The 24,995-nt window shown below is 59.8% G+C and carries 23 protein-coding genes and 2 pseudogenes; 12 read left to right on the forward strand and 13 right to left on the reverse strand.

Annotation, left to right across the window (positions count from 1 at the left end):
• The first annotated feature begins 194 nt into the window (after nt 1-194).
• Nucleotides 195-548, forward strand: coding sequence for a hypothetical protein (locus OEG84_RS17805; protein ID WP_267654978.1), 354 nt, complete (start codon nt 195-197; stop codon nt 546-548).
• Nucleotides 549-815: 267 nt separating this feature from the next.
• Here OEG84_RS17805 and OEG84_RS17810 read toward each other — a convergent pair whose 3' ends face one another.
• The 4 genes from OEG84_RS17810 to OEG84_RS17825 form a co-directional block, all read right to left on the reverse strand.
• Complete coding sequence (locus tag OEG84_RS17810) at nt 816-1,343, reverse strand: GNAT family N-acetyltransferase (RefSeq protein ID WP_267654979.1); 528 nt, start codon at nt 1,341-1,343, stop codon at nt 816-818.
• Between the two features lie 8 nt (nt 1,344-1,351).
• Nucleotides 1,352-1,900, reverse strand: a complete 549-nt coding sequence (locus tag OEG84_RS17815) for a helix-turn-helix domain-containing protein (protein WP_267654980.1) — start codon at nt 1,898-1,900, stop codon at nt 1,352-1,354.
• A 201-nt stretch (nt 1,901-2,101) separates the two neighbouring features.
• On the reverse strand, nt 2,102-3,136 hold the full coding sequence (locus tag OEG84_RS17820; protein ID WP_267654981.1) for a permease: 1,035 nt from the start codon (nt 3,134-3,136) through the stop codon (nt 2,102-2,104).
• Nucleotides 3,133-3,432 carry an ArsR/SmtB family transcription factor gene (locus OEG84_RS17825; RefSeq protein ID WP_267654982.1) on the reverse strand — a complete coding sequence of 100 codons (300 nt, stop codon included), beginning with the start codon at nt 3,430-3,432 and terminating at the stop codon, nt 3,133-3,135. Before OEG84_RS17825 ends, OEG84_RS17820 begins: the two co-directional genes overlap by 4 nt.
• Before the next feature lie 153 nt (nt 3,433-3,585).
• Between OEG84_RS17825 and OEG84_RS17830 the strand changes: the two genes are divergently transcribed.
• Nucleotides 3,586-4,977, forward strand: coding sequence for an HD-GYP domain-containing protein (locus OEG84_RS17830; RefSeq protein ID WP_267654983.1), 1,392 nt, complete (start codon nt 3,586-3,588; stop codon nt 4,975-4,977).
• Nucleotides 4,978-5,074: 97 nt separating this feature from the next.
• Here OEG84_RS17830 and nirK read toward each other — a convergent pair whose 3' ends face one another.
• A complete protein-coding gene (gene nirK / locus OEG84_RS17835) occupies nt 5,075-6,220 on the reverse strand; it encodes a copper-containing nitrite reductase (protein WP_425602867.1) in 1,146 nt (381 codons plus the stop codon).
• A 359-nt stretch (nt 6,221-6,579) separates the two neighbouring features.
• Between nirK and OEG84_RS17840 the strand changes: the two genes are divergently transcribed.
• Entirely contained in the window at nt 6,580-7,065 is a 486-nt protein-coding gene (locus OEG84_RS17840) for a cytochrome b (protein WP_267654984.1), read from the forward strand.
• Between the two features lie 147 nt (nt 7,066-7,212).
• Here the strand turns inward: OEG84_RS17840 and OEG84_RS17845 are convergent, their stop codons facing one another.
• The gene (locus OEG84_RS17845; protein WP_267654985.1) at nt 7,213-8,253 is read right to left on the reverse strand and encodes a zinc-dependent alcohol dehydrogenase family protein; all 1,041 of its coding nucleotides are present in this window, start codon (nt 8,251-8,253) and stop codon (nt 7,213-7,215) included.
• A 357-nt stretch (nt 8,254-8,610) separates the two neighbouring features.
• Here OEG84_RS17845 and OEG84_RS17850 point away from each other — a divergent pair, with 357 nt between their 5' ends.
• The gene (locus OEG84_RS17850; protein ID WP_267654986.1) at nt 8,611-9,261 is read left to right on the forward strand and encodes a sce7726 family protein; all 651 of its coding nucleotides are present in this window, start codon (nt 8,611-8,613) and stop codon (nt 9,259-9,261) included.
• Here the strand turns inward: OEG84_RS17850 and OEG84_RS17855 are convergent.
• Nucleotides 9,258-10,181, reverse strand: a complete 924-nt coding sequence (locus OEG84_RS17855) for a beta family protein (protein WP_267654987.1) — start codon at nt 10,179-10,181, stop codon at nt 9,258-9,260. The two genes, OEG84_RS17850 and OEG84_RS17855, sit on opposite strands and share 4 nt — an antisense overlap.
• A 6-nt stretch (nt 10,182-10,187) precedes the next feature.
• Between OEG84_RS17855 and tnpC (OEG84_RS17860) the strand changes: the two genes are divergently transcribed.
• From tnpC (OEG84_RS17860) to tnpC (OEG84_RS17875), 4 genes are all read left to right on the forward strand, one after another.
• Complete coding sequence (gene tnpC, locus OEG84_RS17860) at nt 10,188-11,465, forward strand: IS66 family transposase (protein ID WP_267651873.1); 1,278 nt, start codon at nt 10,188-10,190, stop codon at nt 11,463-11,465.
• A gap of 141 nt (nt 11,466-11,606) precedes the next feature.
• Nucleotides 11,607-11,993, forward strand: a complete 387-nt coding sequence (locus OEG84_RS17865) for a transposase (RefSeq protein ID WP_267653391.1) — start codon at nt 11,607-11,609, stop codon at nt 11,991-11,993.
• Nucleotides 11,990-12,343 (forward strand): IS66 family insertion sequence element accessory protein TnpB, encoded by a 354-nt coding sequence (tnpB, locus tag OEG84_RS17870; protein ID WP_267653392.1) that lies wholly within the window; start codon nt 11,990-11,992, stop codon nt 12,341-12,343. Before OEG84_RS17865 ends, tnpB begins: the two co-directional genes overlap by 4 nt.
• Before the next feature lie 68 nt (nt 12,344-12,411).
• Complete coding sequence (gene tnpC, locus OEG84_RS17875; RefSeq protein WP_267653393.1) at nt 12,412-13,971, forward strand: IS66 family transposase; 1,560 nt, start codon at nt 12,412-12,414, stop codon at nt 13,969-13,971.
• Between the two features lie 362 nt (nt 13,972-14,333).
• On the opposite strand, the gene OEG84_RS17880 is transcribed toward tnpC (OEG84_RS17875), so the two are convergent.
• A complete protein-coding gene (locus tag OEG84_RS17880) occupies nt 14,334-14,837 on the reverse strand; it encodes an ImmA/IrrE family metallo-endopeptidase (RefSeq protein WP_267654988.1) in 504 nt (167 codons plus the stop codon).
• A gap of 59 nt (nt 14,838-14,896) precedes the next feature.
• Nucleotides 14,897-15,511 (reverse strand): hypothetical protein, encoded by a 615-nt coding sequence (locus OEG84_RS17885; RefSeq protein ID WP_267654989.1) that lies wholly within the window; start codon nt 15,509-15,511, stop codon nt 14,897-14,899.
• 53 nt (nt 15,512-15,564) lie between these two features.
• Here OEG84_RS17885 and OEG84_RS17890 point away from each other — a divergent pair.
• A pseudogene (locus tag OEG84_RS17890) lies at nt 15,565-15,857 on the forward strand (transposase); the annotation flags it as partial.
• Nucleotides 15,858-15,892: 35 nt separating this feature from the next.
• Here OEG84_RS17890 and OEG84_RS17895 read toward each other — a convergent pair.
• Both OEG84_RS17895 and OEG84_RS17900 read right to left on the reverse strand, forming a co-directional pair.
• Nucleotides 15,893-16,935 (reverse strand): annotated as a pseudogene (locus OEG84_RS17895) (IS3 family transposase); the annotation flags it as partial.
• A 618-nt stretch (nt 16,936-17,553) separates the two neighbouring features.
• The gene (locus tag OEG84_RS17900; protein WP_267656242.1) at nt 17,554-19,143 is read right to left on the reverse strand and encodes a peptide chain release factor 3; all 1,590 of its coding nucleotides are present in this window, start codon (nt 19,141-19,143) and stop codon (nt 17,554-17,556) included.
• A gap of 93 nt (nt 19,144-19,236) precedes the next feature.
• Between OEG84_RS17900 and dut the strand changes: the two genes are divergently transcribed.
• The 3 genes from dut (at nt 19,237) to cysK (ending at nt 21,893) form a co-directional block, all read left to right on the forward strand.
• Entirely contained in the window at nt 19,237-19,755 is a 519-nt protein-coding gene (dut, locus tag OEG84_RS17905) for a dUTP diphosphatase (RefSeq protein ID WP_267654990.1), read from the forward strand.
• Nucleotides 19,752-20,768, forward strand: a complete 1,017-nt coding sequence (locus OEG84_RS17910) for a proline racemase family protein (protein WP_267654991.1) — start codon at nt 19,752-19,754, stop codon at nt 20,766-20,768. Before dut ends, OEG84_RS17910 begins: the two co-directional genes overlap by 4 nt.
• 150 nt (nt 20,769-20,918) lie before the next feature.
• The gene (gene cysK / locus OEG84_RS17915) at nt 20,919-21,893 is read left to right on the forward strand and encodes a cysteine synthase A (RefSeq protein ID WP_267654992.1); all 975 of its coding nucleotides are present in this window, start codon (nt 20,919-20,921) and stop codon (nt 21,891-21,893) included.
• 124 nt (nt 21,894-22,017) lie between these two features.
• Here the strand turns inward: cysK and OEG84_RS17920 are convergent, their stop codons facing one another.
• Both OEG84_RS17920 and gshB read right to left on the reverse strand, forming a co-directional pair.
• On the reverse strand, nt 22,018-23,550 hold the full coding sequence (locus tag OEG84_RS17920; RefSeq protein WP_267654993.1) for a YifB family Mg chelatase-like AAA ATPase: 1,533 nt from the start codon (nt 23,548-23,550) through the stop codon (nt 22,018-22,020).
• A 293-nt stretch (nt 23,551-23,843) separates the two neighbouring features.
• On the reverse strand, nt 23,844-24,791 hold the full coding sequence (gshB, locus tag OEG84_RS17925) for a glutathione synthase (RefSeq protein ID WP_267654994.1): 948 nt from the start codon (nt 24,789-24,791) through the stop codon (nt 23,844-23,846).
• Between the last annotated feature and the right edge of the window lie 204 nt (nt 24,792-24,995).

Consider the following 24,995-nt stretch of genomic DNA (forward strand, 5'->3'; position numbering starts at 1 on the left):
CGCGGCTTAAGTCGAGGCAAAGCGTCCCTTGTTCAGTTTGAAGCGGGAATTTCGCCCGTCATATATTTGTTTTGTTAGCGTCAACAAAAGATTTGGCAGTCCGATTGGGATAATATTACCATGCAAAATGGCTATCCAAATGAGGATAACCTGATGATTAATCGCTTTGTTCAATATCACACAGGGAGGAAGTTATGACGCAGGATAATAGGAACTATCTCAGCATAAATCGTTCAGCGCATTACTACGACATAATGCGAACGACTGTTTTCGCCTTTGTCGGCATTGCTGCGATCATTGAATTTGGCCCTGATGGCTATTCACCGGCTCTCACCATGCTCGTAATTGTCACTGCGGTTTATGGCATTATCGCCGGGGGAACTGCCATCGATGATATTGGCAGCCTTCGCGACGACATGGATGAGGAAACGGCGAACACCCATTTTGGCAAGTCGCTGATGGCGAGGAATCTCCCGGCGCTTAAGATGATATCGGCTGTACTGTTGGGCCTGGCCGCTGTGGCGGAACTCTATGAAATCTTCACTTAAAACCTGATTGCTCCGTACGCGCATTAGATCCAGCCGGTCTTGCGTTTAGCTTCGACAGCGAGCCGATAGTTTCCAGCAAGACTGACAACATCATTCGGACTTCCAGTTTTCACCAACCCGTTTGCTTCGCAGATGTGGCGATCGGACAAAGTTGGTGAGCTGATGGATGTTGGAGGAGTTTCGCTTGAGCATCCTTTTGACCAAGCGAAGCTCTAGCTACTGTCCCGTTGGCGGGGACGCAAGACGGCTTTCCGCCAACACCGCGCCTTAAACCACCTTGTACATATAGGTGGTCGCATGCACCGCGCGCCCGTCCGGATCGAGCGCAAAGCCCGGGATCATACCTGCTGTCTTGAAGCCCGCCGCTCGGTACAGCGGCTCGGCTGCGTCGCCGGTCCGGGTGTCGAGCGTAATCAGGCTCTTGCCTGTCGCCCGTGCCTCGGCGTCGAGCGCCTGCATCAGGGCGGCGCCAATCCCCCTGCGCCGTGCCTCGGGCGCTACCATCATCTTGGCAACTTCGCAGCGGTGCGGCTGGTTGGGCGGCAGTGCCACGATCAATTGCACCGAGCCCACCGTGTCGCCATCCAGTCGGGCGACCAGCAACCGCCGGCGCCCGGCGCGCACCTCGGGAAAAACCTGGTCGGTAAAAAAGGCAAGCCCGTCAGCCACGTGGAACGGCTGCATGTAGCCGATCGCGGCCCCCGCTTCGACCGTGTCAGCCATGATCCGGGCGAGCGCTGGCGCGTGGGCGTCGAAGTCGTCAGGGCCGAGCGAATGGATGGAGATGTCGGTCATCATCGATCTCACACAAGAACTATCAGATAGGAGGCCGGCTGATCGCCGGTTTGAAAGCGCGATGCGCCGTGGAGTTGGTAGCGCAGGCAATCGCCTGCCTCGAGCACATGGACCTCGTCACCCAGCGTCACCGCAAGCACGCCCGACAACATCACCAGATGGTGCTCGTGGCCTGCAACCGAGGGCGCCTCATAGGTAATCCTCTGGTCTGGTGAAAGCGCACACGCCACCACTTCCGCTGACAGTCCGCCGCTGGGTGGCGACACCATCCTGCGGGTAAAGCCGTGCGCAGGGTCTTCCCAAAGGCTTTGCTGGTTGCGCCGCACCAGCGGTTGAAAAGGCGTCTCTACCGGCGCCAGCAATTGCGAGATGCTCATTTGAAAAGCGGCCGACAGGCTGGCCAGCGTTTCTGCCGTGGGGCTGACCTCGGCGTTTTCGATGCGCGACAGGGTTGAGCGGCTGACCGTGCTCTTCTCCGCCAGATCCTGCAAAGACCAGCTACGTGCCATTCGCACCCGTTTGATCCGCTCGGCCAGCCTGTTGTTGAGGTTTGGCAATTCGTAATTCCGTATACGAGAAAAAATCCCATATACAGGATACCGTAATTGTTTCGTGTAATCAAGCCTCGACCGGCACGCTCAGGGCGCCGTCACTCTCTGAGGCGGGCTGCAGCGGTGTCAACTTCAATCAAACCAGGTGCTCAAGCAGATCCTGTAAGATGCGTCGCCGTGCCGGATTGTTTCCGGCACGGCCCTGCCTCACACCAGCGTCTGGAAGATTACGCCTGACACAACCGCGCCGGTGACACCAAGCCCGAAATAGGCGGCAAACACCGGTTTCTTGACCAGCGACCAGACCGCCGCCATCGCCGGCACCGAGCTGACCGCACCGGAGATCATGAAAGCCATCGCCGCGCCGTTGCTCATGCCCTGATCGATCAGGCCTGCCAGCAGCGGCGGCGCCACATAGGAGTTGAGATAGGCAGGCATACCGACAAGCGCGGCAATCCCGATCGGTACGATGCCTTCGCCGCCCACCAGCCCGGCAATTGCCGAGGCAGGAACATAGGTAACGAGCAGCGCCTCCAGCACATAGGCCAGCGCCAGCCATTTGATCAGGAAGATGCCGTTGGCAATAAATTCGGCCCTGAATGTCTCTCGGCGTTCCTGCGTCTGCCAGAAACGCCAGACCGGCTTGCCGGTAAACGGGTCCGGGCCGCAGCCACAGCGCGACTGTTTGATTGCCCTCAAAGGCTCGGCAAACCAGCCCGCCCCCATCGCCGCCTTGATAGCAAAGCCGCCGAACAGGCCAAGTGCCACCGCAGACACCGCCTTGCCGATGGCAAATGGCCACCCCAGGGCTGCCGCCGTGATCAGCAACGTCGGCGGGTCGATCAGCGGCGACGACAGCCAGAATGCCATCACCGCCGATAGCGGCGCGCCCAGCGCCAGCAGTCCGGCAATGAAAGGGATCACCTCGCAGGAGCAAAACGGCGCCAACCCGCCAAACATCGCCGCCATCAGGATCATCCGGGTTTCCCGTCCCTTGAAAGCCTCGGCGATGACGGTTTCCGCGCCCGCCGCCTTCAGTCCGGCAATCAGCAGCACCGCGAAGACGATGTAGGGCAAGGTGTTCAGCAGCGCCGAAACGGCAAAGCCGATAACCGGTACAAATTGCGTGGCGTCTGCAACCAGAACCGCCAGCAGCATCAGTGCGATGAATGCCCAGGGGGTAAATAGCCAGGCCTTGAGGTCGCGTCCGATGGGCCAGGGATTATCGGCAATATCGGTCATGGCCGGGTCTCCGCGTCGCTGCAGCAGTTTTCGAGAATGAACCCGGCCAGCAAATTCAGATGCTCGAAATTGGCGGTGTTCATGATCACGCGGCCCTGCTTGTGCTGGACAATAAGGTTGGCGGCACTGAGGAATTTGAGATGGTGGGCGAGGGTGGACGCGGTGATGCCGGTGCGTTCCTGGATCTCGCCGACCCGCAAGCCTGCATTGCCGGCGCGGACCAGCGCCTGCAGCACTTCGAGCCGCGATTCCGACCCCATCGCCGAAAAACCTTGTGCCGCTTCGATCGCATCCATGGTTTCATCTTCTCCTAAATTCGATAAAACTAGTTATATCGAAATAAATTGAGAATCAAGACCCGACCGGAATCCCCGCAGACGTTTGAACTGGTGTAGTGAAAACTCGTTAATCAGCGGCTGCTACACAGAACTGAAACCGGAGCCGTCATTTTGAGCAAAAGCCTCTTTCTGTCCCGCAAGTCAGGTGACAGCCCGCAAGCCTTTAAGCTGGCCGAATTGCTCGGCGCACTCAGCTATGCGCTGGATCTGACCGAAGGACAGCCGGCAGGTCATTGCATGCGCTGCTGCTGGATCGGCACACGCATTGGCGAGGTGATGAACCTGCCCGATGAGGCGCTCAGCGATCTTTATTACACGCTGCTGCTCAAGGATCTGGGCTGCTCCAGCAACGCGGCGCGGATTTGTGAGCTGTTCCTGACCGACGACATTTCCTTCAAGCGCGATTTCAAGACCATCGACACCAGCATGAGCGCCGCGCTGCGCTTTGTCTTCGCCAGGACCGGGCTCGAATCCGGTCTCAGCGAGCGGATCCGGGCACTGGTCACGGTCATCCAGAAGGGTGGCAAGGTCACCCGCGAACTGATGGAAACCCGCTGCCATCGCGGTGCCGATATCGCTGCGCGCATGCACTTCTCGCAAACCGTGCAGAACGGCATTCTGGCGCTCGATGAACATTGGGACGGCTCCGGCCTGCCGCTGGGGCTCAAACACCAGGAGATACCGGCCATTGCCAACATCGCCCTGCTGGCCCAGGTGGTTGATGTATTTTATACGGAAAACGATGCTGATACTGCCCTCAAGGAGGTTTCCGCGCGTTCCGGCAGCTGGTTCGATCCAGCCCTTGTCGCGGCGTTTTCCAGCGCACAGCGATCAGCTGACTTCTGGCCGGTCCTGACTTCAGATGATCTTGCGGCGCAGGTTTTCGCGATGAAGCCGGCACAGCAATCCGGGTTGGTTGACGAGGACTTCCTCGACGACATTGCCGCTGCCTTTGCCGATGTGGTTGACGCAAAGAGCCCGTTTACCGCCGACCATTCCAACCGCGTCACACTCTACACCGACATGATAGCCGAGGAGATGGGGCTGGGGCAGGCGCATCGTCGCTGGCTCAGGCGCGCCGCCCTGCTGCATGATCTCGGCAAACTCGCCGTTTCCAACCAGATCCTCGACAAGCCCGGCAAGCTCGATGAAGCTGAATGGGTGGCGATCAAGAGCCATCCCGGCCACAGCGAGGCTATCCTCGCCCGCGTCAGTGCCTTTGCCGACATCGCCCCGATCGCCGCCGCCCATCACGAGCGGCTTGATGGCAAGGGCTATCCCTACGGGCTCGCGGGCGAAGCGATCTGTCTCGAGGCGCGAATCCTCACCGTCGCCGATGTATTCGACGCGCTTTCGGCCGAGCGCCCCTATCGTGCCGCCATGCCGATCGCCAAGGCGCTTGCAATTCTCGATCACGACGCCGGCACGGCCTTCGATCCTGACTGCATCGCCGCCCTCAAATCCGGTCTCGCCAAACTCCAGCGCGCATCCGAGGCGGCCTGAGCCGCCTTATCTATCTCGATTGCAGCCCTTCTGTTTGAAATGCGTACCCCCGGGCATCGTCCGCAATACGAAGGACGCCCGGGAGTTTTGATCATCGTTACATCATCGCGGCGGGTTTCCTGATCTGGGTCATCAGATCGTCGTTCCACTCGCCTTCAACCTGGAAATGCGCCGCGGCCCCCTTCTGGAATGCCTCGATCAGGTTGTGATTGACGTAGGCGTAGAGCCCCGGCTGCCTGAACGTGTAGACAGCCGCCCCCGCAGAACCGCCGGCAATGAACCAGGTTTCAAGCCCGGATTGCGGCGCATCCGCGAACGATCCGGAGCCCCAGACATGGTCACCGTGACCGCCGATCAGATGCGGACGGGTGTCGCGGTTGGCCTGGGCGTGAATGATCAGCACGGTTTCACCGACATTGGCTTTCATGGCCCTGTCGCCGGTCAGCGCCCCGACGGCGCCGTTGAACACGACGTGGCTGGGCGTCAGCGTTGCCGCGGCGGTGAGGAAATCGGCAAAATCCTCGCCAGGGGTCTCGTAGCTGAGATATTCGCCGTCCTCGTTCTTGGAGATGTAATAGTCCTGCTCGCCGACATAATAGGCCCGGTCGTAGGTTATCGGCTTGCCATGCCCATCCTTCAGCCCGTCGCGCGGCAGCACCATGATGGCGCCGTTCATGCCGTGGGTGATGTGGTAGGGCACCATCATGCCGCCGGGTGCGCAATGGTAGACGAACACGCCGGGCTTGATTGCCTTGAAGCGGAACGTGGCTTCCTCGCCGGGGGCCACCAGCGACAGATCGCCGCCGCCCATCGCGCCGGTTGCGGCGTGGAAGTCGATATTGTGCTCCATCGTGCTGGTGGCCGGGTTGGCCAGCGTCAGCTCGATGTAATCGCCTTCATGCACGACGATCATCGGGCCGGGCACCGAGCCGTTGAAAGTCAGCGCCCAGATCTCGGTGTCCTCGTCATCGATGATCATCTTCTTTTCTTCGATATCAAAGCGCACCACGACAACCTTGGCACCGCCGCTGGCAATCTGTTCGTGCTCGGGCAGGAAAGGCGGCTTGACCATTGCCTGCGTCACGCGCGGCAGGGTGTCGACGTCATCCTGGGTCATCGCCACGGCGCTGCTCACGCCACCTGTCACGCCATCCGTCAATGCCAGACCCGCGCCAATCGCGGCAGTCCAGGAAAGCATTTCTCTGCGGGAAAGTCCGGAATGTTTGGTTTTGTTGTCAGTCATCGTCTTTTTCCTGTGTGACACCATGCCCTCGCGGAATTGCTCGATCACGGTGAATTCAGAAAGTCCGGAAGGTTGCGCTGCCACCGGTTCGGCGGACGGCGCCAGCCTTGGCCACCGCGCGATCCGATCTTTAGGACCGATGCTGCGGCAGCTGGGCTTGCTGAGCCAAACCAGCCCCAAGGGGTGTTGTTTGGCTGCCCGGAGCCTAGGCCGACCGGCGGCCCGCTCTTTGCGTTAGATCAAGGTAAATCGAGGTTTCCGGCCCTATCGGTAAAGTGTCTGCCAGGCGGCAAATGCACAGGTCCAATACGGCCTGCCTGCCGGGGCAGGGGGGCATCCAGCAACAAGGAACCTTGAAAATGAAACCCGCAGGATATTCACTGAGCCAGATCTGGCTGCACTGGGTCATCGCCGCGCTGGTCGTAGCCCAATTCGTGTTCCATGAACAAATCGTCGCCGCCTGGGAGGCACTCGAAAAGGGCCAGCCCGCCGACATCAACCTGCTCGTCAGGTCCCACGTGATCGGCGGCAGTGTGATCTTGGCACTCACAATCTGGCGGCTGCTGCTGCGGTATAAACGTGGCGCCCCGGCGCTGCCGGCGCGTGAGCACCCCGCGCTCAAGGGCATCGCCCATTTTACCCACTTCACCCTTTATGCGCTGATCCTGATCCTGCCGCTGACCGGGCTCGCGGCCTGGTTCGGCGGCGTTCAGATCGCCGATTTCATCCACACCACGCTGAAGCTGCCATTGCTCGTGCTGGTGGCGCTGCATGTCCTGGCCGCGCTCTACCAGCAATTCGTGCTGCGCACCGGCCTGATCACCCGCATGGTCCGCCCCGGCTGAAGCGGCCGCCTGAAACCCGATTAGCCCCCGGGCTCAATCCCGGCCAAAGCGCCAGCGGCAAGGTTAAGCCCCGCCCCCTGGTTGGGGAGCGGCAGCGATGTCACCCGCGCTCCGAACCCTCGTGTCCCAGCCGGCCCTTTTCGAGCCTCAAAACTCCGTCACCACCGTCACCCCGACGCCCTCGAACCGGTCCATCCCCATCAGCGCCGCAATCGAGTCCTCGAGCGAAATCGTCCGCCCCACCAATAATTCCGGCTTCAGCCGCCCCGCCTCGATCATCGCCAGCATCGCCCCGTAGCGGTGCGCCTGCATGCCGTGACTGCCCAGAATTTCCAGCTCGTGCGAAATCACCCGCCCCATCGGCACCGGCGGAAAACTCTCCGTCCCCGCCATCAGCCCCACCTGGATGTGCCGCCCGCGCTTGCGCAAACAGTTGATCGAATTCACACACGTCGTCACCGCCCCGAGCGCATCGAGCGACACATGTGCCCCGCCGCCGGTGATCTCGCGCACGGCCCCCGCCACATCCGCCACGTCGCGCGCGTTGATGGTGGCCACCGCGCCGAGCTCACGCGCCAGCTTCAGTTTGTCGTCGGCAATGTCCACCGCCACCACTTGCGCGCCGGCGGCCACCGCGATCATGATCGCCGACAGCCCGACCCCGCCGCAGCCATGCACCGCTAACCATTGCCCGGCCGAAACACGGCCCTGGTCGATGACGGCGCGAAACGAGGTGACGAACCGGCACCCGAGGCTTGCCGCCGTGGCAAAATCGATTGTCTCGGGCAGAGACACGAGATTCAGATCAGCCCGGTGGATCGACACATATTCCGCAAACGATCCCCAATGCGTAAAGCCTGGCTGAAACTGGTTGTCGCACACCTGCTGATGCCCGGCATGGCACTCGGGGCAATGCCCGCAACCGCCGACAAACGGCACCGTCACACGCTCGCCCACCTTCCACCGCGTCACCTCGCGCCCCACCGCCGCAATCCTGCCCGCAAGCTCATGGCCGGGCACATGCGGTAGCACGATATCGGAATCATGCCCCACCCAGCCATGCCAGTCCGACCTGCAAACCCCGGTCGCCATCACCTCGATCACCACCCCGTGCGGCTCCGGCGTGGGATCCGGCAAATTCACCAGCTTCGGCGGTGCGGAAAAGGCTTCGTAGAGAATGGCTTTCATGACGGAATCCCGGAAATGTGGAGGGAGGGCAGGGGGAGAGGTTTACACCGGGGAAAGGGGCTTGGGGAGAGGGGCGTCAGGTTTGAAATAGCGCAGGCCCGGTATTTTGATTGGCGTCATACGGACGGCGGCTTTCTGCCCAAGGTCGCCTTTGACCGCATCTTACCTTCGTCGCAGCGCCGCCCCTCAAATCGGATTATCCAGCACCATGCAGCATTTCTATGACCGACATGAGGTAGGTGTCCGCGTAGAGTGAAGCAGAAAGGCGCAAGAAACCAACATCCATCAGATTGATCAACGAGTGCATGTGCCCTATTTGTTCTCGCGCAATCCTCTGATTTGGGCTATAGGCACCACATGAAAGACCATCTCGATTTAGAAGAACGCCGTTACGCCACCGAGGTCGAAATCCGGACTGCGTTGGTGCACCACTTGGCGCGAGAAGCTAGATCAAAAAACTGTATCCTTGCGACAGAAGCAGTATACGGCTTTGAAAACCGCAGAGCCGACGTGCTAGAGCTGGACGATCAAAGTCATGCGTTCGAGATTAAATCGGACTATGACAACACCTCAAGATTGCCGGGCCAACTTGCTGAATACCTAAAGACCTTCGACTTTGTAACCGTGGTCACAACACCAAAACATCTACCAAATGTTCGCGGAATAGCTCCGAAAAGGGTTGGTTTGGTGGTTTTCGATGGATATTTTGTCGAGCCGATACGCAAGCCTGTAATCAACAAACAGCTTTCGAAATTTCACTTGGCGAGCGGAACAACCAAGTCACGCTTGCTTAAAGCATTACCAAGTTCTCTTAGAAGCAGAGGCGTCTATGAGGTGCGAGCAGCAGCGGTTAAATTGCTGACCACCAAGGTACTGAGAAGCTTGTTCCTTTCAGAGCTGGCAGAAAGGTTTTCGGAAAGCTCGGCGGCGTTTTTTTCAGAAACCGATGCCCAGATTGCAGCCGAAGACCTGCTACTGCTGCAACGCAGTTCCCGCTTGTTTGTCTAGACGGGATCGCAACCGAAGTACTTCAGCACTTGCGAGATGTGAATTTCCATCCGAACCGAAATCCAATGTGATGGCGAATTGCTTCCTACTTTGCCTGCTGCCGCCGCAATAATCTCATCGCTGCCCCAGCTTGAGGACACTGACTGATAGTAAGGGGAAAACCCCATGACTTTATTGGCAACGGATTGATAGTGGATTGAGTACGGCGCCAAAATTTTCTCGGTTTTCTTCTCACCATTCATCTCAACTACTTTTGTCCCAACAACTTTTCGCTTCTCACGAAAGTAGTAGGTATGCATCCCGTCATGCCGGGATACAAAATCGATCCTTGGACGCCAGCCTCGGGTGATGATGATCTCGTCATTCCGAATTGGATTGATGGAGCCGTAATCCCCATACCTGATGTTTGTGTGGGTTTTCTTGATCTCCTCATAAACGAAAACCTCTTCAACACGGAAAATGTCATGCTCCTCATCTCCAACATCTGTCACCGATTTCGGGAAAGATGTTGCCAAGACTATTACCTCGACCTGCCCCAGTTCTGCGTAAATTGAGTTAATTACCTGCGTCGAGCGCTTAGCGTGAACAAGACCGTTCCCTGGACGCACATATTCATGGTCGAGGACAACGAAGAACCGTCCCCCATTTTTCTGATAAGCATCAATTTCAGACTTTAGAGAGACAAGATCGAACAGAAACTGGTCATCCTCGGTGACGGCAACACGATATGCGATCTCCTCGAAGGCTTTGGCGAAGGCGGTGAACTGAGATTTCAAGTCAGATACGTAGGTCGCTTCGTCGTCATCTTCAGCAGGGTTCACAATGAGCGTTGGCCTTAACCGCAGCCCCTCTTGTTGACGCTCAAAGATAAAAGAGTAATTACCCACCCCCTTGCCATGCACCACAATGTCTGAATCCATGATGATATGGATCGGACTGATTTGCAGCAGCTGAGCAAGGACGAATTGATCGAGATGGTGCTTCGGCTCCAACGGCCTTCCAAGGATTCTCGGACGTCTTCCAAGCCGCCCTCGACGGACAAGAAAGAGAAACGCGTCAACTCACGACCGGGTGGAGCCAAGCCCGGGCATGAACCCCACAATAGGGTGCTGGCGGATTTTGCCGACATGTTTCGCGATCATGAACCGACCGCCTGCAAGAGATGCGGCCATGCGTTTTCCGGTGATGATACGATGGTGCTGGCCGGGGCCTATGACGAGATCGATATTCCTGCGATCCGTCCTCATGTCACCCGGCATCGGCGTTTTTCCTGTCATTGCCCGCAATGCGGCACGACAACAAAAGCCACCGCACCTGCCGTGGCAACCGCAACGCCGTTCGGGCCAGGCATTCACGCGCTGGCGATCTACCTCAAGAGTTTCCATGCATTGTCTTACGAACGCCTGAGCGGTGTGTTCATGGATATCTTCGGCCTTAATGTGAGCGAGGGCGCGATCATGAACATGTTTTCCCGCTCCCGTCCGAGCTTCCAGGCCACAGCACAGGCCGCCAAGGCCAGCCTTCGAGCCGCCCGCGTTGTCGCCAGCGACGAAACCGGTGTGCGTATCGAGGGCACAAATGCCCAACACTGGGTTTTTCATTGCAAGGATGCTGTTGTCCACCAGCCCGATTACTCCCGTGCAGCACGGGTCGTTCACGAGACCATGGGCGGCCATGTCCCCGAGGTATGGATATCTGATCGGTATTCAGCCCAGCAATCTCACGGCCATCGACATCAAACCTGCCTTGCACATTTGGCGCGTGATACAGCCTTTGCGCTGGAACATGGCGAGGATGATCTCCCTCTTCGCTTCCAGCTTTGGTTTGGCCGTGTGTTTGATTTCGCCAGAGCCATAAGCACATTCGCTGCGTCTACCGTCGCAAGCAAGAAGCGCAAATTCGATAAACAGCTTGCCGGGCTTCTATGCGCCCCGACTTCGTGCGACCTGGCCCAAAAGCTCCAGGCCAAGATCGGGCGGGCCCGCGATCAGCTGCTGACGTTTTGCGACTATCCCGGAGAAGTCGATGTCACCAACAACACATCTGAGCGAAAGCTCCGTCCATGGGTCATTCAGCGAAAGGTGACAAACGGATATCGCGCCATGTGGGCCGCCCAAGCCGAGGCGGATGTACGCACGACCATCGACACCGCCCGCCTCAAAGGCGCAAACCCCTTCCAGGTCATCGCATCCGTCCTGGCATAGGCCGGTAGAAGAACCGGAAATCACGAATTCGGGGGTGGGTAATTACATAAAAGACGTCGTAAGCGGTGTTCTGTCCCCACATTGCCCTGTCATCGCTGATCTGTGATCGGCTTTCCATGGATGAGCGAAGGGAGTTTCTCCATGGACACTACACTGGAGATACTCACGACTGGGAAGACCGGTCGTGAGCGACATCGCCGTTGGCCTGATGCGGTCAAGGCCAAGATCGTTTCGGAAAGTCTGCGCCCGGACGTGACGGTGAATCAGGTGGCAGAGCGCTACGGGTTGAAGCCCAACCATTTGTCTGCTTGGCGCGCGATGGCACGGCAGGGCAAATTGGTTTTGCCTGCGCCCGAAGATGCGATGGAATTCGCAGCGATGGTCGTCGAGACGCCATCTGCCGAACCGCCGGCCAAAGAAGTCAGCCGTCCCGAGATCATTGTCGGCCCTGTCACGATCCGCCTGGAGGAAGGTGCATCGACCGCTCGGGTCGTGGCTGTTGCACGTGCGCTTGCGACCTCGGCATGATCTTTCCATCAAACCGCGTGCGGATCATGGTGGCGACGAAGCCTGTGGACTTCCGCAAGGGCCATGACGGCTTGGCTGCGCTGGTGAAGAACGAGTTGCGCAAAGACCCGTTCACTGGAACGGTGTTCGTGTTCCGGTCACGCAAGGCGGATCGGTTGAAGCTGATCTACTGGGATGGCAGCGGTCTTGTGATGGCCTACAAGCGACTGGAAGATCACACCTTCACTTGGCCGGGTATCAGAGATGGCCTAATGACATTGGGCCATGCTCAGTTCGAAGCGCTGTTTGCGGGCCTCGACTGGCGACGCGTTCGTTCCGTGGAAACGAGAGCACCGGAGGCCATCGAATAGCTGCGGCACGATGACTCGGGTGGCAAATACCAAAGGCAATTCGAAGCGGGATTTAGTAGATTCCGGCCATGCTGAACGCCGCCGATCTTCCCGATGATGTTGCCGCCCTGAAGGCGATGCTGATTGCGGCGCAGGCACGCGAGGCAGGCAAGGACGCCCAGATTGTCCGCAAAGATGAGCGGATCGAACGGCTGGAGAAACTGGTTGCCGCCTTCAAGCAAGCGGCCTTCGGGCGCAAGTCCGAGAAGACCGATCCCGACCAATTCGATCTGGCACTTGAAGACCTGGAAACGGCAATGGCCGCGATCCATGCCGAGGATGAGGCGGACGCCCCCTTGGGCAAGCGGTTCATCAAGCCACGAGCGACCAATCGCGGCTCTCTTCCAAAGCATCTTCCTCGTGTCGAAGAGGTGATCGAGCCGGAAAGCCTGATCTGCGCCTGCGGCGGATGCCTGCATTGCATCGGCGACGATGTGTCCGAGAGGCTGGACGTGATCCCGGCCCAGTTCCGCGTCATCGTCACACGCCGCCCCAAATATGCCTGCCGCGCCTGCACCGACGGCGTCGTTCAGGCCCCAGCTCCTGCACGTCTGATCCAGGCTGGGTTGCCGACGGAAGCGACGGTCGCCCATGTGCTGGTCTCCAAATATGCCGATCACCTTCCTTTGTATCGGCAGGCTCAGATCATGAGCCGCCAAGATATTGATCTCGACAGGTCCACACTTGCCGATTGGGTCGGTCGCGCAGCCTTCGAATTGTGTCCCGTCTTTGATGCGCTGATCTCCGACCTGAAGCGTTCGAGCAAGCTCTTCATGGACGAGACCCGTGCCCCCGTGCTTGATCCCGGCTCCCGTAAAACCAAGACAGGATACTTCTGGGCCTTGGCTCGTGATGATCGTCCATGGGGCGGTGGTGCGCCACCAGGCGTCGCCTTCACCTACACTCCCGGTCGCGGGGGCATTCATGCCGAACGGATATTGCAGGGCTTCTCGGGCATTCTGCAGGTCGATGGCTATGCCGGATACAACAGGCTGATCGCGCCAGACCGGATTGGCCCGGACATTCGGCTTGCCTATTGTTGGGCCCACGCTCGTCGCAAGCTGGTGGAGATCACCCGCAACGGAGCAGCACCGATTGCCGAGGACGGCGTCAAACGGATCGGCGAACTCTACCGGATCGAAGCCGAATTGCGCGGCCTTCATCCGCAGGCTCGCCTCGCCGGGCGACAGGAACGATCAGCCTCGCTGGTAACCGAATTGGAAACATGGCTCGTTCATCACCGTGCCCGTGTTGCGGCCAAATCGCCGCTTGGCGAAGCCTTGAAATACATCGCCAAATACTGGGAGGGTCTGCTTCTCTTCCTCGCCGACGGCCGCATCGAAATCGACAACAACAGCGTGGAGCGAACCATCCGGCCGATAGCCCTCAATCGGAAGAACGCACTCTTCGCCGGCCATGACGCTGGAGCCGAAAACTGGGCCATCATCGCCTCGCTCGTTGAGACCTGCAAACTCAACGCCGTTGATCCGCAGGCCTATCTGACCAGGACACTTACCGCCATCGTCAACGGTCATAAACAGAGCCGGATCGATGAGCTGCTTCCTTGGAATTATCCTGCCAAGGTGTGAGCGGAACACCGCTTACAAGACGTCCAACTTTCGTACCCGTTGGCTGAGTTCCCCAGTGCCTCAATCTCGGCACAACTCAAGCTAGGCTCGCGGGTGAGATCAAGAAAGAACCAATTACAGTCTCCCATCAATTCTAGAGAGGTTTGCCAGTTCCGTTCAAAACTGTACACGTCAAGCGTTGATAGAAGCTGCTCGGCTGTGAGCGGCTTTCCGGAGTTATCCTTTCCCGCGTTTCTCTTTTTCTTTCCTCGCGAAAGTTCGACAATCGGGGTAACTGCTGAACGGCGTTGAGCGTCCAGGTTCCGCCAAGCTCTTTTTCCGCATCCGCAGTCTTGAAAAGGAGGAAATAGTTTTCGTCCACCTCAGACACCATGACCCTTCATCCCAAGGCTCTTCGCACGATACCTAAGCGCCAAGGGGGAAACTCCAAAACGCTTCGCCAACTCAGTGACGTCACCATTCATTCTAATCACTTCGCTACGGAAGAGTTCTTCCGGCATAAGCATAGATGCAGCAAAGTCGTTGGCCTGATACTCCAAGTGATTCCGTTCGTCCGACCGATGAAGAATTCGTTCTCCTTCTGCAAGGCCGTTCAAGTTTTCACGGTGAAGTTGGTAGTGCGCAAACTCATGAGCCATCGAGAACCGTTGCCGAGTACGGCTATGTTTTGCATTTACACCGATCTCGAAATGGTTGGGTTTGGTTTCCTTTATGTATGCGTCTATTCCATCAGGGAGCGGCTTCTTCTTCAGAGTGAGATATTGGTTTCTTTCGATAAGGCGTTCGATATCCAGCTCGACACCATCAATTAGTCCGTGTCGGACACAATATTGAACAACGCGCTCGGTCGTATCGAGAGCGTCCACGTCAAGGTCTGGCAATGCTGGGGCAGGGCGACTAATCGGTCGTCTAGGCGCTTTTCTCATTAGGATATTTTCCCTTCTTGCCCGGCGGCATCCTCATCCTCATCCTCATCCTCATCCTCATCCTCATCGTCACCGTTCACGTAGCTCTCCAACTTGACGCGGAGTTCTTCAATATCTCCGCGTACACCTTCAAGCGCAGGTTGAATTTCGTCGTACACAGCTTGTTGCAGCTCCTCGGTAGACTTGTCTTCATCTTTTCGAATTTCCGTGAGCGCAGCTTTTGCAGCCTTATATGAAATATCCTGAAGTGCCTCATGCATTAGTCGGTCAGCGTCTTTCGTCTTAAAGAAATAAGGCACTTCTTTTTCAACCTCTTCCCCAATAGCTTGCTTGTTAGAGCTTCTGATCACTGTAAAGGCCAGCCAAGATATAAGTGCTTGAACCGCGACAAGAACAGCAACCAATGTAGAGTAGAATCCGCTTATAGCAGACAAATAAGTCTCTTCATTCCAATTGCTACCATAGAAACAATAGGTGTATTCATCAAAGTACTTTGTTGCCTCCACCTTTCGGCATGCAGCGTCGGAAAGGAAGGAGAAGTCCACCAAGTGGACTGCCAGAAGAAACAAAAATGCAACGATCACAAGTGACGTGCTCCCAATAAATTGGACCATTTGAAGCTGGAATTTTCCAATTATGATCCCTGTGGGGACAGAAGGAGAGTTCCATGAAGGCATCTAAGTTTTCCGAAGCGCAAATAGCCTTTGTCTTGAAGCAGGCTGAAGAAGGAGCCGCTGTCGCTGACGTGTGCCGAAAGGCCGGGATTTCTGACGCTACGTTTTACAATTGGCGCAAGAAGTATGCAGGCCTGATGCCGTCGGAGATGAAGCGGCTGCGACAGCTGGAAGATGAGAACAACAGGCTGAAGAAGATCGTTGCGGACCTGTCGCTCGACAAAGCCATGCTCCAGGACGTGCTGTCAAAAAAGCTTTGAGGCCTGCCCGCAAGCGGGAACTTGTGGTGGCGTGCCCCCATCAGGTGGTCCGGTTTGATTGTTAGTGCATCATGGGCGTCTGGTCCATCGGGACAATGCTTTCCGGCGCGGGCGGGCGGTAGCCCAGAGCGCTATGCGGCCTGACGGTGTTGTAGTGGATACGCCATTGCTCGATCAGGATTTGCGCCTCCCTTAGGCTGTAGAAGATTTCGCCGTTCAGCAGCTCGTCGCGGAACCGGGCGTTGAAGCTTTCGCAGTATCCGTTCTCCCATGGTGAGCCTGGCTCTATGTAGGCCGTCTTGGCTCCAACAGCTGCAATCCAATCCCGCACTTTCTGGGCGATAAATTCCGGCCCATTGTCCGACCGAATGTATTCCGGCGGGCCGCGCAGGATGAATAGGTCTGTCAGAGCATCCAGCACGTCCGTTGAGTTGAGCTTGCGGTCCACGCGGATCATGAGTGCCTCCCTGGTGTATTCGTCGATGATATTCAGCGTCCGATAGACGCGGCCGTCAGCGGTTCGATCCTGGACGAAGTCGTAGGACCAGACGTGGTTTGGCCGTTCCGGTCTGAGACGCACACATGATCCGTTGTTCAGCCAAAGCCGCCCCTTTTTCTTCTGCTTTTGTGGCACTTTCAGCCCTTCACGCCGCCAGATGCGCTCAACCCGCTTATGGTTTACCTGCCAGCCCGCGTTGTTCAGCAGACCGGTGACCATGCGATACCCATAGCGCCCGTACTTGTCGGCCAGTTCGATGATATCATCGGTCAGCCGTTCTTCATCTGCCCGGCCCTGTGGCACCTTGCGCTGTGTGGATCGGTGTTGTCCGAGCGTGCGGCAGGCGCGGCGTTCTGATACGCCGAGCTCCCGCCGCACATGGTCGATGCACTTGCGCCGACGCGAAGGGCTTAGAAGTTTCCCTTTGCCGCCTCGGTCAGGATGAGTTTGTCCAGTGTCAGGTCAGACACCGCCCGCCGAAGCCGCTGGTTCTCCTTCTCCAGCTCTTTCAGCCGAGTGAGTTGAGATCGCTGCATCCCGCCATAGAGCTTCCGCCATCGATAAAACGTCTGCTGTGTCACGCCGATCTGGCGCACGGCCGGGGCCCACGGAGCTTTGGCCGGCGGAAGGTGGTGAGTTTTGGCGCGCGGGGCCGTATCGCGGGCCAGAAACTGGCGAAGAAAGCATCCCGGCCAGCGCGGGCGGCCTGTCAGGTCGAAGTGGATCTGATAAAAAGCCAAACGCGCGAAAGCCGGAACCGGGTGCCCCGGTCATGTTCCAGGCACCCGGCGGCGTCTGCAATGCGGTGCGCGGCCCGGCGGGCAGGCCGGTCGCGCGCCGCATCACCACTCCAGACGCCGGCCTGACCCATCCCGGTAGCGACCATCGCGGACATTGTTCGCGGGGGCCACATCGGGAAACGGCGGGTTCGGTTTGTAACGGGACCGAACAATACGAAACCGCCCCAGGGCTCGAGATGATTTTTTGCCGGGAAGGATGCCGGCCCGCGCCCGGAAGGCGTCGGGCTTCCTCTCGCCAGTGGGGTGCGGGCAACTGCGCCAACCCACATCTTCCACCACCACGGGCCAGCGGCCCGCGCCCCAGCAATCCGATTTTTCAACCGGACCCTGAAATGCCCCCAAACCGTCGGCGAGATTTTCGCGCGCGGTGCCTTGGCGTGTCGCGGGCAGCGCGCCCGCGCGGCCACCCCTCGGGCGGCCCGCTCAGGCGGCCTTGGCCACCTGGTATTCCTTGATCGCCACCATATCGATCATCTTCCAGCGCTCCGCCTCGTAATTGAGCGAGAACTGGTCGGACGCCAGAAACACCGGATCGCCGTCGAGATCGCGGGCAATGTCGCCGCGATGGCTGGTGACGAACCGTTCGAGATCGTTCTTGTCAGCCGTCGAAATCCACCGGCAGATCGAAAACCGCGCCAGGTCGAAGCTCACCGGCAGCCCGTATTCCGCGTGCAGCCGCTCTTTGAGCACATCGAGCTGCAGCGCGCCGACCACGCCGACAATCGCCGGCGAGCCGTCCTCGGGCGAAAACAGCTGCACCACGCCCTCCTCGGCCATCTGCTGCAGCGCCTCTTTCAGCTTTTTGGCCTTCATCGCGTCCTCGAGCCGCACCCGGCGCAGGATTTCCGGCGCGAAATTCGGCACTCCCTGGAACACCAGCGCCTCGCCCTCGGTCAGCGTGTCGCCGATCCGCAAGGTGCCGTGGTTGGGGATGCCGACCACGTCGCCGGCGTAAGCCGTGTCGGCAATCTGCCGCTGCGAGGCAAAGAAGAACTGCGGCGCCGACAGGCTCATCGGCTTGCCGGTGCGCGAAAGCCTGGCCTTCATGCCCCGCTCGAGCTTGCCCGAGCACACCCGTACGAAGGCAATCCGGTCGCGGTGGTTGGGGTCCATGTTGGCCTGAATCTTGAACACGAACGCCGTCATTTTCGGGTCGGTGGCCTCCACCGTGCGGGTATCGGCAACCTGCGCCCGCGGCGGCGGCGCGAATTCGCCCAGCGCATCGATCAGGTCGCGCACGCCGAACGCCTTTAGCGCCGAGCCGAAATAGACCGGCGTCAGATGACCTTCGCGAAACGCCGTGAGATCGAACGGCTTGCAGGCTTCCGCAGCAAGGCTCGCTTCCTCGATGAAGGTGGCGCGCTCGTTCTCCGGCAGCAGCCCGGCAACCGCGTCGGATTCCGGCCCGTTGACCGGCGTCAGCTCGGTTTCCCTGTCGGATTTGCGGATCGCTGATTTGGCCAGATGATAGGTGCCCGCAAACGACCGGCCCTGGCCGATCGGCCAGGTCATCGGTGCGGTATCAAGCGCCAGTTTCTGTTCCACCTCGTCAAGAATATCAAACGGATTGCGCGCCTCGCGGTCCATCTTGTTGACAAACGTGATGATCGGAATGTCGCGCAGCCGACAGACCTCGAACAGTTTCAGCGTTCTGGGCTCGATGCCCTTGGCCGCATCGATCACCATCACCGCCGCGTCCACCGCCGTCAGCGTCCGGTAGGTGTCGTCGGCAAAGTCCTCATGGCCCGGCGTGTCGAGCAGATTGAACACGTGGTTGTTGTATTCGAACGTCATCACCGAGGTGACCACCGAAATGCCGCGCTCGCGCTCGATCTTCATCCAGTCCGACCGCGTCTGGATCCGGTCCTTTTTAGCCTTCACCTCGCCCGCCAGCTGAATCGCTCCGCCAAACAGCAACAGCTTCTCGGTCAGCGTGGTCTTGCCCGCGTCCGGGTGCGAGATGATGGCGAAGGTGCGGCGGCGGCCGACTTCCTCGGTGAGCGTATCGGGCATCGATGGCGGATTCCTGTTGATGGCGATGCGTTCTAACGTCTTGCCGCCCGCCATGCAATTGACCTTGGCGCAAGGACAGGAAAAGCTGCCGCCATGACCCACCTTGATAGCCTCGCCCGCTCGGCGCTGGATCAGCGCTCCGCACCTCTCCCCGATTCCGGCCCGGAACTGGTTCTCGTCCGCCTGCCGCATGGTCAGGGCCTCGATCTGCCAGCCTATGAAACGCCCGGTTCTGCCGGCATGGATCTGCGTGCCGCTGTTGCCGAAGATGCGCCGCTGGAAATCGCCCCCGGCGGCCGCTTTGCGGTGCCCACCGGGCTGATCATGGAAATTCCCGCAGGCTTCGAAGGGCAGGTCCGCCCGCGCTCGGGGCTGGCGCTCAAATCCGGCATCACCTGCCTCAACACGCCCGGCACCATCGACAGCGACTACCGCGGCGAGGTCAAGATCATCCTCGCCAATCTCGGCGCCGAACCTTTCACCGTCAGCCGCGGCATGCGGATTGCGCAACTGGTCATCGCCCCGGTCACCCAGGCCCGCATCCGGCTGGCTGAAAGCGTCGGCTCGACCGAGCGCGGCACTGGCGGTTTCGGTTCGACCGGCACCGCATGAGCACCGCGGCTGCAGGCAGTCTCACGGTTGTCGACATGCACACCGCCGGCGAGCCGCTCAGGATCGTCACCGGCGGCTATCCGGATTTGCCGAAAGGCACGATCCTCGAAAAACGCGCCCATGTCCGCGATCATCTCGATCACCTGCGAAAGATCCTGATGTTCGAGCCGCGCGGCCATGCAGACATGTATGGCGCCCTGCTGGTCGAGCCCGATCTCACGGGGGCCGATCTGGCGGTTCTGTTCATGCACAATGAGGGCTATTCCACCATGTGCGGCCACGCCATCATCGCGCTGGGCCGGTATGCGGTGGATCAGGGGCTGGTGCCGCCCGACGAGCATGTGACCCTCGTCAACATCGAATGCCCTTGCGGCCTGGTGCGCGCCGAGGTGACAATGCGCGACGGCAAACCCGCCGAGGTGAGTTTTGAAAGCGTGCCGTCATTCCTGTTCGCGCGCGATCAGGTGCTTGAGGTCGGCGGCTGGGGCGCGATCAGTTTCGACGTCGCCTATGGCGGCGCCTTTTATGCGCTTGCCGATGCCCCTCAGTTCGGGCTTGAGTTTGACCGTGACCCGGCCGCAGCCTTTGTCGAGGCCGCCGACGCACTCACCCGCGCGGTCAAGCAGGCGCTGCCGCTCAGCCATCCCGATGCCGCCGATCTGGCCTTTCTCTACGGCTCTATCCTGACCGATGGCAGCGACGCATATTCCGATCAGCCGACCCGCAATGTCTGCGTCTTTGCCGACCGTCAGGTTGATCGCTCGCCCACCGGCTCCGGCGTCACCGCCCGGCTCGCCGCCATGCAGGCGCGTGGCCAGATTGGCATCGGCCAACAACGCGTCTTTACCAGCATCATCAACACCTGCTTTACCGGTGAAGTCGCGTCGCTGACCCGCGCCGGCGCGCATCAGGCCATCACCGCGCGTGTCTCCGGCAAGGCCCATTATACCGGCCGCAGCGAATTTTCCGTCGAGGCCGATGACTCGCTGGCGGAAGGTTTTCTCCTGCGCTAGCTGATCAGATGCGGATTCTGGAATTGGAATCTCAGCCTTAGGTGTTCGTTGGAATAAATTTGCTCCCCTCTCCACACGTCGCCGGTGCGCATCATTCGCGCCGGCGTGCCATCTGGCCTATAGTCTGGCAGGTTCAACAGGAGTTTGCCGATGTCTGCTTTCTCGCCAGCCAAGCCCGGTCGCGGCCGGGTCTACAATTCGATCATCGACACCATCGGCGATACGCCGCTCGTGCGGCTGGGGAAGCTCGGTACCGACGAAGGCGTGAAGGCCGATCTTCTGGCCAAGCTTGAATTCTTCAACCCAATCGGCTCGGTCAAAGACCGGATCGGCGTGGCCATGATCGAGGCACTGGAGACCGAGGGGCGGATTGCGCCGGGCAAGACCACGCTGGTCGAGCCGACCTCCGGCAATACCGGCATCGCGCTGGCTTTTGCCGCCGCCGCCAAGGGCTACCGGCTGATCCTGACCATGCCCGAGACGATGTCGGTCGAGCGCCGCAAGATGCTGGCGCTGCTCGGCGCCGAACTGGTGCTGATCGAGGGCGCCAAGGGCATGAAGGGCGCCATCGCCCGCGCCGAACAACTGGTTGCTGAAATCGACGGCGCGGTGATGCCGCAGCAGTTCGAAAACCCGGCCAATCCGGAAATTCACCGCCGGACCACTGCGGAAGAAATCTGGAACGACACCGATGGCAAGGTCGATATCGTCGTTTCCGGCATCGGCACCGGCGGCACCATCACTGGCGTTGGCCAGGTGCTCAAACAACGCAAGCCCGATGTCAAGATCATTGCCGTCGAGCCTGCGGTTTCGCCGGTGCTGTCGGGCGGCGCGCCCGGTCCGCACAAGATCCAGGGCATTGGCGCCGGCTTCGCACCTGCGGTGCTCGACACCTCGATCTATGATGAAGTCGTCAAGGTGAGCAATGACGAGGCTTTTGCCATGGCGCGCAAGGTCGCGCGGCTCGAAGGTCTGCCGGTCGGCATTTCCTCGGGCGCGGCGTTGGTGGCCGCGATCCGGGTTGGCCAGCGCGAAGAAAATGCCGGCAAGCAGATCGTTATCATCATCCCCTCCTTTGCCGAGCGCTACCTGTCGACAGCGCTGTTTGACGGACTGGGCGACTGACCAGATAGAGGATTCTCCGCCTGGCCGGATTAGTCATATTGCGGAACAACACCGCCAAACAATTGGCGAACCGACCGCCCGGCAATCATCCGGGCAGTGATAAATGCAGGTGGTGCCACGGCGCTTACGCCGCCACGGCCACGCGCTCGGTGGCGATCCGGTAGGAGATCGATTCTGCCAGGTGAATCCGGCCAACGGTGTCGACGCCGTCAAGATCGGCGAGTGTCCGCGCCACCTTGAGAATCCGGTGATAGGCGCGGGCCGAAAACCGCATCTTCTGGGCCGCATCGCTCAGGAGTGCCTGGCCGCCGGCGTCGGGCTTGGCGATCTGCTCAACCAGTGCCGTCGAGCATTGTGAATTGGTGCGGATATCGGGGCGCCCGAGCGCTCGGTAGCGGTCCAGTTGCAGTGCCCGGGCACGCGCCACCCGAGCCGCCACGTCGGCACTTTTCTCTGCTGCCTGCGGCCGGATCAGATCCTCGGCGGTGACCGCCGGCACATCGATGCGGATATCGATCCGGTCCATCAGCGGGCCGGAAATGCGGCCCTGGTAATCGCTCTGGCAGCGCGGACCGCGGGCGCAGCTGTGTCCCGGCTCGCCGGCCATGCCGCAACGGCACGGGTTCATTGCTGCGATCAGCTGGATATTGGCCGGATAGCTGACCCGGTGATTGGCGCGGGCAATCACGCTCTCGCCCGTCTCCAGCGGCTGCCTGAGTGAATCGAGCACCTGCGGCGTGAATTCGGGAAATTCATCGAGAAACAAAACGCCATTATGGGCCAGCGATACTTCCCCGGGCCGCGCCTTGAAGCCGCCGCCCACCATCGCCGCCATCGAGGCCGAATGATGTGGCGCGCGGAACGGCCGGCTGTCGGACAGTTTGCCGCCCGCCAGCCGCCCGGCAATTGAATGGATCATCGACACTTCAAGCAGTTCGGCTGGCGACAGCGGCGGCAGGATTGACGGCAGCCGCGCCGCCAGCATCGACTTGCCCGATCCGGGTGGTCCGACCATGATCAGGTTGTGCCCGCCGGCCGCGGCCACTTCCAGCGCGCGCTTGGCGGTTTCCTGGCCCTTGATGTCGGACAGGTCCGGCATATTGGCCGGGGCTGCGCGCATTGCCGGTTCGGGGCGCGCCAGCACCTGCGTGCCGCGGAAATGATTGGCCATGGCGATCAGCGAGCGTGGCGCCAGAATGTCGATCTCCGCACCCGCCCAGGCGGCTTCCGGGCCGGACCCTGCCGGGCAGATCAGCCCCTTGCCAAGCGCATTGGCGCCGATTGCGGCGGGTAGCGCGCCGGCCACCGTGGCAATGGTGCCGTCCAGCGCGAGTTCACCCAGCACCACATAGCCGTTGAGCGCGTCGCCGGGGATGGCGCCCAGCGTCGCCATCAGCCCCAGCGCGATCGGCAGATCGAAATGACTGCCTTCCTTGGGCAGATCGGCTGGCGCCAGATTGACCGTGACTTTCTTGGCGGGCAGCGCCAACCCCGAGGCGTGCAGCGCCGCCTGCACCCGCTCGCGGCTTTCTGCCACCGCCTTGTCGGGCAGCCCGACAATGTGCATGCCGACCTTGCCCGGCGCCACCATCACCTGGACGTCGACCGGCACCGCGTCGATGCCTTCGAATGCAACCGTACTGACCCGCGCAACCATTTTCCCTGTTTCCTCCCGACGCGCTTTATGTCGTAGCTTGCTCGCTATGCGCGAGTATTTCGACACAAAAACACAGAAATGGGAATGAAACAAGAACAATATGGAAACACATGCGCCGATAACGCGATTTCAGGTTGTGTCAGGTTGTGCGCGTAGAACGCTTTTTGGCACAGCCTATGCGGGTTTTTACTGAAATATAGGGAAATATTTGGCAAATCCGGGCGGATCCCCCGCCACGCTGTGCACCACGCCAAAAACCTTTCGTCAACCATCAATGCAATGGAACGTGGGCCCTACGCCCGCCGTGCTTCCACCGCATCCCAGAACAATGCCGCCACATCCGGGCCGCCGAAATTCTTGATTTCGCGCAAGCCGGTGGGCGAGGTCACATTGATCTCGGTCATCAGGTCGCCGATGATGTCGATACCGACCAGAATGAAGCCGCGCTGTTTCAGTGACGGGCCGATGCGGGCGCAGATTTCCTGCTCGCGCGGGGTCAGTTCGCTGTGCTCGGCACGGCCGCCTGCGTGCATGTTGGAGCGCGCATCCGTCTCCGCCGGCACCCGGTTGATCGCGCCGACGGGCTCGCCGTCAATCAGGATGATGCGCTTGTCTCCGGCCCGCACCGACGGCAGGTATTCCTGTGCGATGAACGGCTCGCGATACATCTGCGCAAACATTTCCAGAAGCGAGGCGAGATTGCGGTCGTCGGGTTTGATGTGGAACACCCCGGCGCCACCATTGCCGTAAAGCGGCTTGAGGATCATGTCGCCGACCTCGGCACGGAAATCATTGATCGCCGCCGGATCGCGGCTGATCAGGGTCTTTGGCATCAGGTCGGGAAATTCGGTGACGAAGATCTTCTCCGGCGAATTGCGTACCCACGCCGGATCATTGACCACCAGTGTCTTGGGGTGAACCCGTTCGAGCAGATGCGTCGAGGTGATGTAGGCCATGTCGAACGGCGGATCCTGCCTGAGCAGAACCACATCCATGTCAGCCAGATTGATTTTTTCCTGCGGCCCGAGCTCGAAATGGTCGCCCTCGACATCACGCAGGAGCATCGGCTCGGCCACCGCCTCAATGCGCCCGTCGCGCATCGACAACTGGTCCGGCGTGTAATGGAACAGCTTGTAACCGCGGTTTTGTGCCTCCAGCGACATGGCGAAGGTGGAATCGCCGGCAATCTTGATCGAGCGCACATGGTCCATCTGGACCGCGACATTCTGGATATTGGGCATAGGGCTGAAGTCTCCACCAATCTGCTGACTTCCACATAGGGTGTGGGTGGGGGGATTGCAACGGGGGAGCAGTCGGAATGCTCGGAAAGTCCCGTTTCGTGCGGAGATCATCCAAGGGGTACGAGCGCGTGGCGGTCTTTTCAGAAGGCTGCCCAACGGATCAATGGAAACTTGGTCTTGTGAGCGCGCGCCTAAACCCTTGCC

This window comes from Hoeflea algicola (assembly GCF_026619415.1).
GTDB lineage: Bacteria > Pseudomonadota > Alphaproteobacteria > Rhizobiales > Rhizobiaceae > Hoeflea > Hoeflea algicola.

Excerpts from the sequence above, each read along its gene's own strand:
- OEG84_RS17855 (WP_267654987.1), bottom strand. The coding sequence starts at position 10,181 with ATGGATTCAGACATTGTGGTGCATGGCAAGGGGGTGGGTAATTACTCT.
- OEG84_RS17825 (WP_267654982.1), bottom strand. The coding sequence starts at position 3,432 with ATGGATGCGATCGAAGCGGCACAAGGTTTTTCGGCGATGGGGTCGGAA.
- OEG84_RS17850 (WP_267654986.1), top strand. The coding sequence starts at position 8,611 with ATGAAAGACCATCTCGATTTAGAAGAACGCCGTTACGCCACCGAGGTC.
- dut (WP_267654990.1), top strand. The coding sequence starts at position 19,237 with ATGACCCACCTTGATAGCCTCGCCCGCTCGGCGCTGGATCAGCGCTCC.
- OEG84_RS17845 (WP_267654985.1), bottom strand. The coding sequence starts at position 8,253 with ATGAAAGCCATTCTCTACGAAGCCTTTTCCGCACCGCCGAAGCTGGTG.
- OEG84_RS17840 (WP_267654984.1), top strand. The coding sequence starts at position 6,580 with ATGAAACCCGCAGGATATTCACTGAGCCAGATCTGGCTGCACTGGGTC.
- OEG84_RS17900 (WP_267656242.1), bottom strand. The coding sequence starts at position 19,143 with ATGCCCGATACGCTCACCGAGGAAGTCGGCCGCCGCCGCACCTTCGCC.
- OEG84_RS17885 (WP_267654989.1), bottom strand. The coding sequence starts at position 15,511 with ATGGTCCAATTTATTGGGAGCACGTCACTTGTGATCGTTGCATTTTTG.
- OEG84_RS17805 (WP_267654978.1), top strand. The coding sequence starts at position 195 with ATGACGCAGGATAATAGGAACTATCTCAGCATAAATCGTTCAGCGCAT.
- OEG84_RS17810 (WP_267654979.1), bottom strand. The coding sequence starts at position 1,343 with ATGACCGACATCTCCATCCATTCGCTCGGCCCTGACGACTTCGACGCC.
- gshB (WP_267654994.1), bottom strand. The coding sequence starts at position 24,791 with ATGCCCAATATCCAGAATGTCGCGGTCCAGATGGACCATGTGCGCTCG.
- OEG84_RS17820 (WP_267654981.1), bottom strand. The coding sequence starts at position 3,136 with ATGACCGATATTGCCGATAATCCCTGGCCCATCGGACGCGACCTCAAG.
- nirK (WP_425602867.1), bottom strand. The coding sequence starts at position 6,220 with ATGACTGACAACAAAACCAAACATTCCGGACTTTCCCGCAGAGAAATG.
- tnpC (WP_267651873.1), top strand. The coding sequence starts at position 10,188 with ATGGATCGGACTGATTTGCAGCAGCTGAGCAAGGACGAATTGATCGAG.
- OEG84_RS17920 (WP_267654993.1), bottom strand. The coding sequence starts at position 23,550 with ATGGTTGCGCGGGTCAGTACGGTTGCATTCGAAGGCATCGACGCGGTG.
- cysK (WP_267654992.1), top strand. The coding sequence starts at position 20,919 with ATGTCTGCTTTCTCGCCAGCCAAGCCCGGTCGCGGCCGGGTCTACAAT.
- OEG84_RS17910 (WP_267654991.1), top strand. The coding sequence starts at position 19,752 with ATGAGCACCGCGGCTGCAGGCAGTCTCACGGTTGTCGACATGCACACC.
- OEG84_RS17865 (WP_267653391.1), top strand. The coding sequence starts at position 11,607 with ATGGACACTACACTGGAGATACTCACGACTGGGAAGACCGGTCGTGAG.
- tnpB (WP_267653392.1), top strand. The coding sequence starts at position 11,990 with ATGATCTTTCCATCAAACCGCGTGCGGATCATGGTGGCGACGAAGCCT.
- tnpC (WP_267653393.1), top strand. The coding sequence starts at position 12,412 with ATGCTGAACGCCGCCGATCTTCCCGATGATGTTGCCGCCCTGAAGGCG.